Origin of the sequence: Actinomadura sp. BRA 177, from assembly GCF_013372625.1 — a bacterium.
Classification (GTDB): Bacteria; Actinomycetota; Actinomycetes; order Streptosporangiales; family Streptosporangiaceae; genus Spirillospora.
This window is the reverse complement of record NZ_JABXFD010000350.1, coordinates 1-11545: the sequence shown is the minus strand read 5'-3', so window position 1 is coordinate 11545 and position 11545 is coordinate 1. Positions and strand designations below refer to the sequence as shown.

Sequence of the window (11545 nt, the reverse complement as noted above, 5' to 3'; positions counted from 1 at the left end):
CCAACACGCTCCGCGCGACCAGTCTCCCCCACCCCGAACACCCACGACCACAACCCCTCAACCACACTGACCTCCGCCGCCCGCCACACGCCATCGCAAACCCCGCGCACTCCCAGATGCGCCGCGCTGTCGTATCTGCCGCGTCTTTGGCGGATGGGGTGTTCGTGGGCGGTGCGGCATGGGGGCGGACAGTTAGGGCCTCGGCCGGTTGTTTCTGGGTTGAAGGGCTGGCGGTCGGTATAGTGGCATGTCGGTGTCATTAAAGTGACCGTGTGGAGGGTGGGATGTTGGAGCGGGTTGTCGTGGACGAGGCCGTCCGGGAGTTGCGGCCGGACTTTGCCGTGCTCGTCATGACTGCTGAAGGGCTGGCGAACGGGCCCGGTGATGACGTTTCCGAAGGGTGGCTGGCCGAGGCCGCGCAGAAGGCGGACGCCGGTGATCCGCATGTGGAGGCGTGGCGGGAGGCCTATCGGGCGTTCGGGGCCAAGCCGCAGCGGACGCGGCCTTCGGTGGACGCCCTGCTCCGGCGCGCGGACGCGCTTCCGTCCATCAACAGGGTCGTGGACGCCTACAACGCGGTGAGCATCGAGTACGCGCTGCCGATCGGCGGTGAGGACCTCGACGCCTACCAGGGGCCCGCGCGGCTGGTCAGGGCCACGGGGGACGAGCCGTTCGACGTGGTCGCGGGCGGTGAGCCCGCTGTGGAGCACCCGAACGCGGGCGAGGTCGTCTGGCGGGACGACGCGGGGGTCACGTGCCGGCGCTGGAACTGGCGGCAGTGCGTCCGGACGCGGCTGACGGAGACCACGAAGAACGGCCTCTTCCTGCTCGAACGCCTGGGGCCGTACCCGATCGAGCGGCTGACCGAGGCGGGCGACCGGCTGGCGGAGCGGCTCCGCGTCATCGCGCCGGACGTGCGGATCGAAAGCCGGTTGATCGGCGGACGGTGATGGTCACGGTCCTCGCGCTGAGCGCCGCCCTGGCCTATGGAGTCGCCGACTTCCTCGGCGGCACCGTGACCCGCAGGTCGACCGCGATCCGGGCGCTGACCTGGTGCGTTCCGATCGGCTTGGCGGTCGTCTTGGCGTCCGCGCTGCTCAGCGGCGGCCGTCCCGCCCCGGGGCCGATGGCCTGGGGGTTCCTGGCCGGGATCTTCGGTGGCGCCGGGCTGATCACGTTCTACCGGGCGCTGGCCCGCGGCCCGATGAGCGTGGTGGCGCCGGTGTCCGCGCTGGCCGCGGCGGTCCTTCCGGTCGCCGTGGGCATCGCGCAGGGCGAGCGGCTGGACGCGTCCGTCCTGCTCGGGGTGCTGCTGTGCCTCGTGGCGATCGGCCTGGTCAGCATGGAGGCCAATGATGGGAAGGCCGCGCCGGCGCGCGCGCCCGGATGGCGGCGGCTCCTCGACTCGGGCCCCCTCATGGCGGGTATATCCGGCACTTGCTTCGGCGTCTTCTTCGTCCTGCTGAAGGAGGCCGGGGACGGCAGCGGGCTCTGGCCGATCGTCGGCGCGCGCCTCGGCAACCTGGTCATCGTCATCGTCGCGCTGCTGGTCCTGGCGTTCCGCGGCGGGGACCAGGGTCCGCGAGTGTCCGGGCGGACGCTGATCGCGCTGGCGCTGCTGTCCGGCAGCCTGGACGCGAGCGCCAACGTTCTGTACTTCCTCGCGGTACACGACGGCCTGCTCAGCTTGGCCGCCGTACTGACGTCCCTCTACCCGGCGATCACCATGCTGCTCGCAAGGGTCGCCTACAGCGAACGCCTGCGCACCGTCCAACGCGTAGGCATGGCCGTCGCGATCGCCGGCGTCGCCCTCGTCACGGTGGGCTGAGGCACAGGCGTGCATGATGGGTTCCATAATGGCTTTCGCGAGAAGTAGGCCAGTTTGGAGGGTGCAGCATGTGGATTGCCAGCTCGTTGCCCTACCTGTCTCCGCGGGGAGTGAACCAGGCGGACGCCTGGTCCCAGGAGGCGGCAGAGGCTGGACGCGTGGGAACCCAGAAGATCCGCGAGGTCGGTGAAATGATCCCGCCCGCGGAAGTGTCCGCAGTGCTGGGGCTGCCGGACGGAGCATCGGCAGTCGTCCGGCGACGGACGATCCTGCTGGACGGCCGACCGGTTGAGCAGGCCGATTCGTGGTATCCGGCCGCTATCGCGGCAGGGACGGCGCTGGCCCGGCCTGGCAAGATCAAGGGAGGCGCGGTCACCCTGCTGGCTGATCTCGGGTACACCGTGCATGAGGTGCGGGAGGAGATCGAGGTGCGCGCGGCCACAGCGGAGGATTCAACCGAACTCGTGCTACCGGACGGCGCGCCGGTGATCGTGTTGCGGCGCACCTCCCTGACCGCCGAAGCGGTGCCGTTCGAAGCGTCGGTGATGGTGATGGCTCCGCAGGGCCGCCGTCTGCGCTACCGGCTGATTGCGGGTTGACCAGTGGCAAGACGAGCCGACGAGCGGCCGCCGTACGAACAGATGGCCGCGAGCCTGAGGGCCCGGATCATGGCAGGCGAACTCACACCGGGAACCCAGTTGCCCTCCACTGCCCACTTGGTGGACGAGTTCGGGGTGTCCAACACCACCGTGCAGAAGGCCCTGGCGGTGCTCAAGGGCGAGGGGTATCTGACGAGCCGGCAGGGCAAGGGCGTGTTCGTCCGGGACCGCCAGCCGTTCCGGATCGAGGCCGGGGCCTATTCCGAGCCTGCGCCGGGCGGCTATTCCTACGAACTACTGGGCGTCGGCGAAGTGGTGGCACCGCCCGAGGTCGCCGGGGCGTTCGGACTGACCGCTGGGGAGCGGGTGCAGATGCGCCACCGCTTGCTGCGGCGTGGGGGACGCCCCGTCGAAGTCGACTGGTCGTACTATCCGCTGGAACTGGCTCGCGGTACTGAACTCGCCGAACGGCGCAGGATCCGCGGCGGTGCACCGCGCGTGCTGGCAGAGGCGGGGCTTCCACAGCGCCACCACGTCGACGCGGTCTCGGCGCGGATGCCGACGGACGAGGAGGCCGACCTGCTGTCGTTGCCGAACGTCCCGGTCATCCGCCAGTTCCGGGTCGTCTATTCCGACGAGGACCGCCCCGTCGAGGTATCGATCTTGATCAAGGGCTCCCACCTGTACGAGCTGCTGTACCGGCTAAGCGTCTGACCTGCACTTACGCCTAAGTCAGCCGACTGGGCACGATTCCTCGCCGTCCCTGCTTGTGCACATATCGCGATAAGCATTAAAGTTCTCCTCATCGTGCCCCCCGATCGGACGACACAGGCCCACCCCTCAGCGCCGATCACGGGGCACGACGGAAGCGGAAGGAACCGCCGCGCGGTCGGGCCTGAGATTGGGAGACCTCACCCGACCGCGCGGCCACCATCCCCAGCAGAGGAGGTGCCGCCATGCTAGACACGCCCAGGACGCCGATAGAGCTGAGCGGTCTGTGCCCTGGTTGGTGCACGGAGCGGATTGACGGGCAACTCGTCGCCAGGCGGCTCGGGCTGCTCACCGACTACCAGCTCGGTCACGGGTGCCTGGAGGAGGTGACGGCGCGGTCGATCACCGAACTGGTGATCGTGTGCGAGGCCCAGCACACCCTGGCCGGACGGATCGAGATCGCCGAAACGGTCGAACGAGGCTTCAAGGAGTCGGCGTCATGACCGTCACCGTCGACGGGGTAGGCCGTCCCCCATGGGACATGGTTGAGGCCGACCCCGGCGTCGTGCTCGCCGAGGCGCATCGAATGCTGCCCGGCGTGGTTGCATGGATGGGCGAGTTCACCGGCTCGTTCTGGCTGTTGCGCGGTGACCGCCTGGAGGAGTTCAGGGACCCGCGCGCACTGCTCGCGCGGATCAGTGAGATCGCCGTGCCGGCTCGGCTGGCATCCCGACCGTCGGGGGCCCGGTCGCTGGACGCTGGTAGGCGGGGCACCCAGACGGGTGCGGCAGGCCCACCTCGGGCACGGACGATCGGTCAGGCGGTTCCTCGACGTCCTGCGCACGGGGCTACTCGCACGCGCGCGGACGCCATCGGGACACACGCCAGACGGGTGTCTGCCAAACCGGCCATGCGTCTCCAGCCGACCGATCTCTTCTTCCCGCCGCCGGGCCGGTTTCGGCGGCTCCTCGAGAAGTACCGGCAGTTCGTCCATGGAGAGAACGACGCCAACCTGTGAGCAGGCTCGGGTAATTGCAGTCGGCCACCGGCCCGGGCGTGCTTGCACGTCAACTGGCGAGAGCGGGCGCGTCCGCCCGCTCTCGGCAGGCGGAACAGTGACGTACGACCCCACACGGACGAAATGCAAAGACCCGTTGACATGTCTCCTGGTCAACGGGTCTCAGCCGGTGGCGGTGGTGGTGGGATTCGAACCCACGGAAGCTTGCACTTCACACGCTTTCGAGGCGTGCGCCCTCGTCCACTAGGCGACACCACCGCGGGAGAGCCTACCTGACTCTGCGGTGCGTGAAGAACTCGATAAGCAGCGCGGCGCACTCATCGGCCATCACTTCGGCGATCACTTCGGGCCTGTGGTTGAGGCGCCGGTCGCGGACGACGTCCCACAGCGACCCGACCGCGCCCGCCTTCGGGTCGACCGCGCCATAGACGACGCGGTCGAGGCGTGCTTGGACGGACGCGCCAGCGCACATCGTGCAGGGCTCCAGCGTGACGACCAGCGTGCAGCCCGAGAGACGCCATGTGCCGAGGGTGGTCGCAGCGGTTCGTATTGCGACGATCTCGGCGTGGCCGGTCGGGTCGGCGGAGCGTTCGCGGTCGTTGCGGCCCGTCCCGATGACCTCGCCGGACGCGTCCAGAATTACCGCTCCGACCGGGATCTCGTCCTTGTCGAACGCTTTCCGCGCCTCGCCCAGCGCCAGTTGCATCGCCGGCACGAACCTTGCGATGACGGGATCGGCCGCGCGCGCACGCTCGTCCTCCCCGCCGGTGGGCGCCGTGACCCCGCTCGCGCCGGCCTGGCCAGGGGTGGGGGGCGGCGGGTCAGTCACGGAGGCGGTCGAATTCTTCGCCGAAGCCGGCCTGTTCGGCGACGGTCAGGAGGGCGTCGCCGGGGAGGGCGCGTTCGCCGAGGTCGGTGAGCCGCTTGGCGTCGAGGCCGAGGTCTTCGAGGAGGCCCGGGTCGCCGCCGGAGTCGCCGTCCGGGACCTCGCCGACGAGCTGCTGGAACAGCGCGCCGAGCCCGTCCTCGCGGACGGTGGAGATGTAGGCGCGCGGCTCGTCCTGGCCGTCCAGCCGGACGACGGCGAACCAGTCGTCGTCCTGCTCGATCATCAGCAGCACCGGGTCGCCGTAGGACTCGACGGCGGCCTCCCGCATCAGGTCGGCGACGTCGTCGACGTGGTCCGCCTCGGCGAGCACGGCCTCGGTGCCGACCCAGCCCTGCGGCGTCTGCGCGAACACGGCGGCGAAGTAGGACACGTGCTCATTTTGACTGCTCCTCTCCCTGAAGGGAAAGGATTCTTCGGATCCCCTCCCGCCATGAGAAACGCGGGGATTCACGGCTCAGGCAGCCTCTCGCCCCGGCGGGGCGGGAGGTCTTCCGCCATCGGCACCGCCCGGGTCCAGACCCGCCCGGACCAGCATCACGCGCGCGGAGTTCTTGTCCCGGGGCCGGGACGTCCCGCACGCGGTGCAGGTGTAGATGCGCTCGGACAGCGGCAGGCGGTGCTTGGCTCTCGCACCGCACTCGCCGCAGTCCATCGTGGTGTACGCCGGGTCCACCAGGCGGACGTCCCGGCCGTGCTTGCGGCCCATCTCGATCAGGGCCTGCTTGGTGACACCGATCGCGGCGTCGGCGGCCTTGCGCGCCATCGTGCTCTTGGCAAGGAACGTGGGGCGGAAGTCCTCGACCGCGACCGCGTCGAAGTCGCGGGCGACCTTCTTGGCCCACTTGCGGGCATCGTCTCGGCGCCGCCGCGCGATCTTCCCATGCGTTTTGGCCGCCAGTTTGGCCGCCCGCCGGTACCCCTTGGTCTGCTTGGTGCCCTTGGGGTTGCGGCGCCGCGCCATCTGCCGCTGGTAGTGCGCCAGCCTGGCGGCGGTCTTCTTCCCGTGCTCGCAGTGGGGCAGGTCGTGGTCGTCGCTGGTGGTGGTGGCTGTCTCGGTCACACCCCAGTCGACGCCCAAGGCCCGGCCGGTGGCCGACAGCGGCTGCTCCTGCGCCGGGACGACGAAGGAGGCGTACCAGTGTCCCAGGGAGTCGCGGAAGATCCGCACTGAAGTCGGGTCGGCGGGCAGGTCCCGCGACCACACCACCGTCACCGCGATGCCGCCCGCCAAGTGCAGGCGCCCGTCCCGCAGGCGGAACCCGCGGCGTGTGTAGTTCAGGGTCGGGTCGGCCAGGTCCCGCTTCTTGAACCGGGGCATCCCGGCGCGCTGCCGAGGAGGCAGTCCTTCAGCGATGTCGGCCAGGGCCTTGGTGCGGGACTTGGCGAAGTCGCGGATGGTCTGCTGCTGCGGCACCGACGCGCATCGGCGCAGCCACGGCTTGTCGGCGCGCCAGCCGGTCAGCATCGCATCCAGCCGCGCGGGGCCGCACGTCTCGCCGGCCCGGTGGGCGGCCTTGGACTGGGCGACGCATTCGTTCCAGACCCACCGGCAGCGGTCCCATTCGGCCAGCAAGGCGCGCTCGGCGGTCGACGACAGCCGCAGTCGGTAGCGGTACCGGACGTTTCCGGCGCCACTTACACGTCGGTTCGGTGTCGTCATGCCACTGAATATATATCATTCCGATTTAGTTATGCCGTTACTGTGGAGTCATGGATGAAGAAAAGCGCATCACGCTGCGGATCCCCGCAGACGTCCACGCCCGCCTCACCGAGCAGGCCGCACGGGACCGACGCTCACTCAACTCCGAGATCGTCTATCTACTGGAGGCCGCGCTGGACGCCGATCCGCCTGGGGGTGGATCGGCTGCCCCTGCCCCTGCCCCTGCCCCTGCCCCTGCCCCTGTCCCTGCCCCGCTCCGCGGGAGGTCGGATTCCTACCCAGCCTGAAGGCCGGAGCGTCCTCCGAAACCTGGTGACCCACGGGGTTGCCGCGGTCACACCCCTTATATCCGGCGGAATGCGGGCTCCGCCTGCCCGTCCCCAGTTGTGAATAAACTTCGGGTTCTGTCCGGTGGTGGACGGCCGTCGTCCTTCCCCCGCGTCCCAGGAGTGCGGATACTGCACAGCGGTCCCCATCCCGGGAGGAGAGCCATGGGTGCGGACGAACTCACCAGGCGCGGGTTTCTGGCGGGGACGGCGGGCGCCGCGGCGATCCTCGCGACGAGCGCGGCCGGCGGCTCGTCCACCGAGGCCCACGCGGCCCAGCTCGCGGCGGCGAAACGGGCACCCGTCGGCGAACTCCCTGATCCGGAGGAGTCGGGCATCGACCACATCGTGGTCGTGATGATGGAGAACCGGTCGTTCGACCACTACATGGGCTGGCTCCCCGGCGCGGACGGACGGCAGGCCGGCCTCACCTTCACCGACGCCGACGGCAACGCGCACGACACCCACCACCTGAAGGTGCCGTGGGGCTGCGGCTTCCACGACCCCGACCACTCCTACGAGGGCGGACGCACCGAGTACAACGACGGCGCCTGCGACGGATGGCTGCGCGCCGGCGACAACGACGTGTTCTCCATCGGCTACTACGACGGCCTCGACCTGGGCTTCCACGGCCACGCCGCCCTCGACTGGACGGTCTGCGACCGCTACTTCCCGGCCGTCATGTCGTCCACGTTCCCCAACCGGATCTTCCAGCACGCGGCGCAGACCGACCGGATCGACAACGCGCTGACGATCTCCCAGACCACCACCATCTGGGACCGGCTGAAGGCGAAGGGCGTCTCCTGCCGCTACTACTTCAGCGACGTCCCGTTCACGGCGATCTGGGGCCTTCGCAACCTCGACATCACCCGGAACATAGCGGAGTTCCGCAGCGACGCCAGGCACGGCCGGCTGCCCGCCGTCAGCTTCGTCGAGCCCGCCTTCCTCGGCGAACTCTTCCTGCCGGGCATGTCCGAGGACGAGCACCCGCTCGCCGACATCCGCTTCGGGCAGGCGTTCCTGAACGAGGTCTACACGGCGGTCGTCACCTCACCGAACTGGCCGCGCACCCTCTTCGTGATCAACTACGACGAGTGGGGCGGGTTCTTCGACCACGTCCCGCCGCCTGAAGGCCCCGACCCGCGCCCCGACCTCGGCACCGCGCTGCGCGGCTTCCGCGTCCCCTGCCTGCTGATCTCCCCGCGCGCCCGGCGCGGCGCCGTCGCGCACGAGGTGTACGACCACACGTCCGTGCTGAAGGCGATCGAGTGGCGCTGGGGGCTGGAACCGCTGACCGTCCGGGACGCCGCCGCCCGCAACATCGCCGAGGTCCTCGACTTCGACGCCCCGCCCGACACGCGCGCACCCCGCTACGGCGCGAAACGCCCGATCAGCCTCGGCTGCCTGGACCCGTCCCACAGCCACACCGGCGACGACTGGGCCGGCCTCAACGCCTACGCCCGCACCCACGGCTTCCCCAAGCCCGCCTGACCTGGAGGGAAGGCCCGGCTAGGGGACGGCGTCGAGGGCGCGTTCGAAGGCGGGGGCGAAGCCGATGCGGCCGGCGATGCTGAGCAGCATCTCGTCCGGGTAGAGCTCCAGGTCGCCGGAGATGGCGCCGAGCTCCATCTCGTCCAGCCCCAGGTCCGCGAAGATCGACATGTCGCCGACGGGGAGGACCTGGTCGAGCTCCTCCTCGTCCGGGATCGGGATGTCCAGGTACTCCAGGACCTGGCCGGCCAGCGGCCAGTCGACCGAGGCCGTGACGTCCGACAGGAACACCATGACGTCGTCGCCGAGCAGGCGGATCGCCACGAAGAAGTCGTCGCCGACCGAGACCAGCCCGACCGTGCCGCCGAGGCTCGGCTGCTGGCGCAGGGCATGGATCAGCCCCGCGAGGTCCTCGGTCAGCGCGACCGGGAGGATCTCGGCCTCCCAGCCCTCGTCTTCCCGGTACACCACGACGGCGAAGTCCGTCGCGTCCACATCCGTCATTTCCACCCCACCGGCGCGTCTCCTGCCAGGGCATGGTCGCAGATGCGGCGCGCGCTCGCGTGCCCCACCGTCAAACTCGGCGCCGCATCCGGCGGCGAGCCCGGGAGGCGGCACCACGTACTGGTACCTGGCGCAACGAACCTATCCAATCCGCGTCAATTGATGCGGAAGGTGCGGCGGCGCAGCGCCGCGTGGATCCGCGCGCGGCGGGACCGGTGCGGCGTCACCCGGGCGCGCAGCTCACGCGCCTCGGCCAGCTCGCGCAGGAAGATCGCCCGGCGGCGCAGGTGCTCGCGCACCTGCTCGGGGGAGATGTCGACCTGCGGGCCCGGCCGCGGCGGGACGTCCGCGCCGCCGGATCCGGTGGCTGTGACATCGGTCACCACGGGGTCCGCGGGCGGGGGCGCGGTCTCGGGAGCCGGTGCGGGAGCAGCGGTTTCGGGAGGTTCGGGGGGGTCCGGAGCGCCGCGGTCGGGAGGCGGCGCGGGTCCCCTCGGCTGGTGCTCGCTCTCGCTGTTCATATCGCCATACTGCCCAGCTCAGCGGCGTCCTATCCTAGATCGGCAGGGTCCGGCCGGACGAGCCGGGTGGGCTACGGTGACCCCATGCAGACCCTCGCCGTCGACCACCCCCTCGTCGCGCACAAGCTCACCACGCTGCGGGACGTCCGCACCGACTCCCCCACCTTCCGGCGCCTGGCGGACGAGCTGGTCACCCTGCTCGCCTACGAGGCCACCCGCGACGTCCGGGTCGTCCAGGCGACCGTCAACACCCCGCTCGTCGAGGCGCAGGGCGTCCAGCTGGCGAGCCCGAAGCCGCTCGTCGTGCCGATCCTGCGCGCCGGGCTCGGGATGCTGGACGGCATGACGCGGCTGCTGCCGACCGCCGAGGTCGGCTTCCTCGGCATGATCCGGGACGAGGGCACGCTGCAGGCCCAGACGTACGCGACCCGGCTGCCGGACGACCTGTCCGGGCGGCAGTGCTACGTCCTCGACCCGATGCTCGCCACCGGCGGGACGCTCGCCGCCGCGATCCGGCTGCTGTTCGAGCGCGGCGCCGACGACGTCACCGCGATCTGCCTGCTCGCCGCGCCGGAGGGGCTGAAGTACCTGGAGCAGGCGTTCTCCGACATCTCGGCGCCGATCAAGGTGGTGACGGCCGCGGTCGACTCCCACCTGAACGAGCAGGGCTTCATCATGCCCGGCCTCGGGGACGCGGGGGACCGCCTCTACGGCGTCGTCTGACCGCGTCCCCGCGGATTACGGTCCGGCACCGGGCGTGACCTGCGATGTTCGTATGCCGTCGCGCGGGGTACCAAGCCCCTACGGAACGCCAGTGCGCGTTCCCCTCCGCCGTCCCGGCACAGGGGACCGTTACGGACCGGGCGGTGCGAGCGAGTTCGAGGACACGCTGATGGCTCACCAAGGGGACGATCTGCCGCGCTACGCCGCGATCGGCGAGCGGCTCACCGAGGAGTTCGACGGGGTGCACGGGTCCGACACGGTGGACCGGTGCGTCTCCGCCGCGCGCTACGGCGCCGAGGAGGTCACGGGGGCGGCGCCGCCCGACTTCGTGGAACGCATCGCGCGCCGGCACCTGGAGGTGCTCGCCACCGTCGCGGCCGAGAAGCGCCGCAAGGCGAGCCGCTCCTCCCTGGACAACGCACCCTAGACACCGCGCCCGACCGCCGGCCGCGACACGGGTCCGGTGGGCGGGACGGGTGGCGGCAACGCGCCACAGGCCTTGCTTTGCCGGTCGGGTGCGCTGTGCGAAACTGAACCGGGGTCCGTGGGTCAACGCTCCGGGAGGCAGTCGTGCCCGCAAAGAAGTACATGACGTGGGCCGCGGTGGCCTTCGTCGCGTTCTACGTGATCAAGCAGCCGGACGGCGCGGCCCAGTCGGTGGAGAGCGCCGCCAACGGCATCGCGTCCGCCGCCGGCTCGCTGGCCACCTTCGTCAACGCGCTCGCCTGAGGCCGGGATGAGGCTCGTCACTCCCGGCGACTCGGCGCCGGCGTCGGTCAACAAGTACCTGCTGCCGCACGAGAACCAGGTGATCACGGTGCGCCGGCATCCGGCCGTCCTGATGGTCCCGGTCGGGCTCGTCCTCGGCGGCCTGATCATCGCGGGCGTGCTGAGCAACACCCTGGCCAAGGACGCCGGGACGGTCATCAGCTGGATCTGGTGGGGCTGGCTGATCCTGCTCGCCTGGTTCGTCTGGCGCGTCGCGGAGTGGTCCGTCGACTACTTCGTGATCACCAACCAGCGGATGCTGCTGACCACCGGCCTCATCACCCGCAAGGTCGCGATGATGCCGCTGGCCAAGGTCACCGACATGAGCTTCAAGCGGACGATCGCGGGCCGCATGCTCGGCTACGGCGAGTTCATCCTGGAGTCCGCCGGCCAGGACCAGGCGCTCACGAACGTGGACTACCTGCCCTACCCGGAGCAGCTGTACCTCGAAGTCTGCGAGATGATCTTCCCGAACAAGAACCCGGAGCCCCCGGAGAAGACCCTCCC

Annotated in this window: 17 protein-coding genes and 1 tRNA gene; 12 read left to right on the top strand and 6 right to left on the bottom strand. The window is 70.2% G+C overall.

Going from position 1 to position 11545, the window contains the following annotated elements; all coding sequences use genetic code 11:
* The first annotated feature begins 284 nt into the window (after positions 1-284).
* The 6 genes from HUX53_RS19100 (at position 285) to HUX53_RS19075 (ending at position 4156) form a co-directional block, all read left to right on the top strand.
* Positions 285-950 (top strand): B3/4 domain-containing protein, encoded by a 666-nt coding sequence (locus tag HUX53_RS19100; protein ID WP_176404571.1) that lies wholly within the window; start codon positions 285-287, stop codon positions 948-950.
* The gene (locus HUX53_RS19095; protein ID WP_176404570.1) at positions 950-1828 is read left to right on the top strand and encodes an EamA family transporter; all 879 of its coding nucleotides are present in this window, start codon (positions 950-952) and stop codon (positions 1826-1828) included. Before HUX53_RS19100 ends, HUX53_RS19095 begins: the two co-directional genes overlap by 1 nt.
* Positions 1829-1986: 158 nt before the next feature.
* Positions 1987-2427, top strand: coding sequence for a UTRA domain-containing protein (locus HUX53_RS19090; protein ID WP_217919614.1), 441 nt, complete (start codon positions 1987-1989; stop codon positions 2425-2427).
* Between the two features lie 42 nt (positions 2428-2469).
* Positions 2470-3141, top strand: coding sequence for a GntR family transcriptional regulator (locus tag HUX53_RS19085; protein WP_217919613.1), 672 nt, complete (start codon positions 2470-2472; stop codon positions 3139-3141).
* Between the two features lie 242 nt (positions 3142-3383).
* Positions 3384-3641, top strand: coding sequence for a hypothetical protein (locus HUX53_RS19080; RefSeq protein ID WP_176404567.1), 258 nt, complete (start codon positions 3384-3386; stop codon positions 3639-3641).
* Positions 3638-4156, top strand: a complete 519-nt coding sequence (locus tag HUX53_RS19075) for a hypothetical protein (protein WP_176404566.1) — start codon at positions 3638-3640, stop codon at positions 4154-4156. The genes HUX53_RS19080 and HUX53_RS19075 overlap by 4 nt, the downstream gene beginning before the upstream one ends.
* Positions 4157-4326: 170 nt before the next feature.
* On the opposite strand, the gene HUX53_RS19070 is transcribed toward HUX53_RS19075, so the two are convergent.
* The 4 genes from HUX53_RS19070 to HUX53_RS19055 all read right to left on the bottom strand — a co-directional run bounded on the left by HUX53_RS19070 (position 4327) and on the right by HUX53_RS19055 (position 6705).
* Positions 4327-4414 (bottom strand) — tRNA-Ser (locus HUX53_RS19070).
* 10 nt (positions 4415-4424) lie between these two features.
* On the bottom strand, positions 4425-4862 hold the full coding sequence (tadA, locus tag HUX53_RS19065; protein WP_176404572.1) for a tRNA adenosine(34) deaminase TadA: 438 nt from the start codon (positions 4860-4862) through the stop codon (positions 4425-4427).
* A gap of 115 nt (positions 4863-4977) precedes the next feature.
* Entirely contained in the window at positions 4978-5415 is a 438-nt protein-coding gene (locus HUX53_RS19060; protein WP_176404565.1) for a hypothetical protein, read from the bottom strand.
* An 84-nt stretch (positions 5416-5499) separates the two neighbouring features.
* Positions 5500-6705 (bottom strand): RNA-guided endonuclease TnpB family protein, encoded by a 1206-nt coding sequence (locus tag HUX53_RS19055; RefSeq protein ID WP_176404564.1) that lies wholly within the window; start codon positions 6703-6705, stop codon positions 5500-5502.
* A gap of 50 nt (positions 6706-6755) precedes the next feature.
* On the opposite strand from HUX53_RS19055, the gene HUX53_RS43075 reads away from it, so the two are divergent.
* Complete coding sequence (locus HUX53_RS43075; RefSeq protein ID WP_176404563.1) at positions 6756-6992, top strand: Arc family DNA-binding protein; 237 nt, start codon at positions 6756-6758, stop codon at positions 6990-6992.
* 204 nt (positions 6993-7196) lie between these two features.
* Positions 7197-8522 (top strand): alkaline phosphatase family protein, encoded by a 1326-nt coding sequence (locus tag HUX53_RS19045; protein ID WP_176404562.1) that lies wholly within the window; start codon positions 7197-7199, stop codon positions 8520-8522.
* An 18-nt stretch (positions 8523-8540) separates the two neighbouring features.
* Here HUX53_RS19045 and HUX53_RS19040 read toward each other — a convergent pair whose 3' ends face one another.
* Positions 8541-9026: a tRNA adenosine deaminase-associated protein gene (locus HUX53_RS19040; protein WP_176404561.1), complete on the bottom strand. Its 486-nt coding sequence runs from the start codon at positions 9024-9026 to the stop codon at positions 8541-8543.
* A gap of 155 nt (positions 9027-9181) precedes the next feature.
* Positions 9182-9409 (bottom strand): hypothetical protein, encoded by a 228-nt coding sequence (locus HUX53_RS19035; RefSeq protein ID WP_176404557.1) that lies wholly within the window; start codon positions 9407-9409, stop codon positions 9182-9184.
* Between the two features lie 222 nt (positions 9410-9631).
* On the opposite strand from HUX53_RS19035, the gene upp reads away from it, so the two are divergent.
* The 4 genes from upp to HUX53_RS19015 form a co-directional block, all read left to right on the top strand.
* Positions 9632-10270, top strand: a complete 639-nt coding sequence (gene upp, locus HUX53_RS19030) for a uracil phosphoribosyltransferase (RefSeq protein ID WP_176404560.1) — start codon at positions 9632-9634, stop codon at positions 10268-10270.
* A gap of 169 nt (positions 10271-10439) precedes the next feature.
* A complete protein-coding gene (locus tag HUX53_RS19025; RefSeq protein ID WP_176404559.1) occupies positions 10440-10697 on the top strand; it encodes a hypothetical protein in 258 nt (85 codons plus the stop codon).
* A gap of 143 nt (positions 10698-10840) precedes the next feature.
* On the top strand, positions 10841-10999 hold the full coding sequence (locus HUX53_RS19020; RefSeq protein ID WP_165970784.1) for a hypothetical protein: 159 nt from the start codon (positions 10841-10843) through the stop codon (positions 10997-10999).
* Positions 11000-11006: 7 nt separating this feature from the next.
* The coding region (locus HUX53_RS19015) for a PH domain-containing protein (protein WP_176404558.1) at positions 11007-11545 on the top strand (539 nt) is incomplete at its 3' end.

What these genes read in the sequence shown, in the direction of transcription:
- tadA (WP_176404572.1), bottom strand. Translation starts at nt 4,862, where the DNA reads ATGCAACTGGCGCTGGGCGAGGCGCGGAAAGCGTTCGACAAGGACGAG.
- HUX53_RS19085 (WP_217919613.1), top strand. Translation starts at nt 2,470, where the DNA reads ATGGCCGCGAGCCTGAGGGCCCGGATCATGGCAGGCGAACTCACACCG.
- upp (WP_176404560.1), top strand. Translation starts at nt 9,632, where the DNA reads ATGCAGACCCTCGCCGTCGACCACCCCCTCGTCGCGCACAAGCTCACC.
- HUX53_RS43075 (WP_176404563.1), top strand. Translation starts at nt 6,756, where the DNA reads ATGGATGAAGAAAAGCGCATCACGCTGCGGATCCCCGCAGACGTCCAC.
- HUX53_RS19080 (WP_176404567.1), top strand. Translation starts at nt 3,384, where the DNA reads ATGCTAGACACGCCCAGGACGCCGATAGAGCTGAGCGGTCTGTGCCCT.
- HUX53_RS19040 (WP_176404561.1), bottom strand. Translation starts at nt 9,026, where the DNA reads ATGACGGATGTGGACGCGACGGACTTCGCCGTCGTGGTGTACCGGGAA.
- HUX53_RS19055 (WP_176404564.1), bottom strand. Translation starts at nt 6,705, where the DNA reads ATGACGACACCGAACCGACGTGTAAGTGGCGCCGGAAACGTCCGGTAC.
- HUX53_RS19095 (WP_176404570.1), top strand. Translation starts at nt 950, where the DNA reads ATGGTCACGGTCCTCGCGCTGAGCGCCGCCCTGGCCTATGGAGTCGCC.
- HUX53_RS19045 (WP_176404562.1), top strand. Translation starts at nt 7,197, where the DNA reads ATGGGTGCGGACGAACTCACCAGGCGCGGGTTTCTGGCGGGGACGGCG.
- HUX53_RS19025 (WP_176404559.1), top strand. Translation starts at nt 10,440, where the DNA reads ATGGCTCACCAAGGGGACGATCTGCCGCGCTACGCCGCGATCGGCGAG.
- HUX53_RS19100 (WP_176404571.1), top strand. Translation starts at nt 285, where the DNA reads ATGTTGGAGCGGGTTGTCGTGGACGAGGCCGTCCGGGAGTTGCGGCCG.
- HUX53_RS19075 (WP_176404566.1), top strand. Translation starts at nt 3,638, where the DNA reads ATGACCGTCACCGTCGACGGGGTAGGCCGTCCCCCATGGGACATGGTT.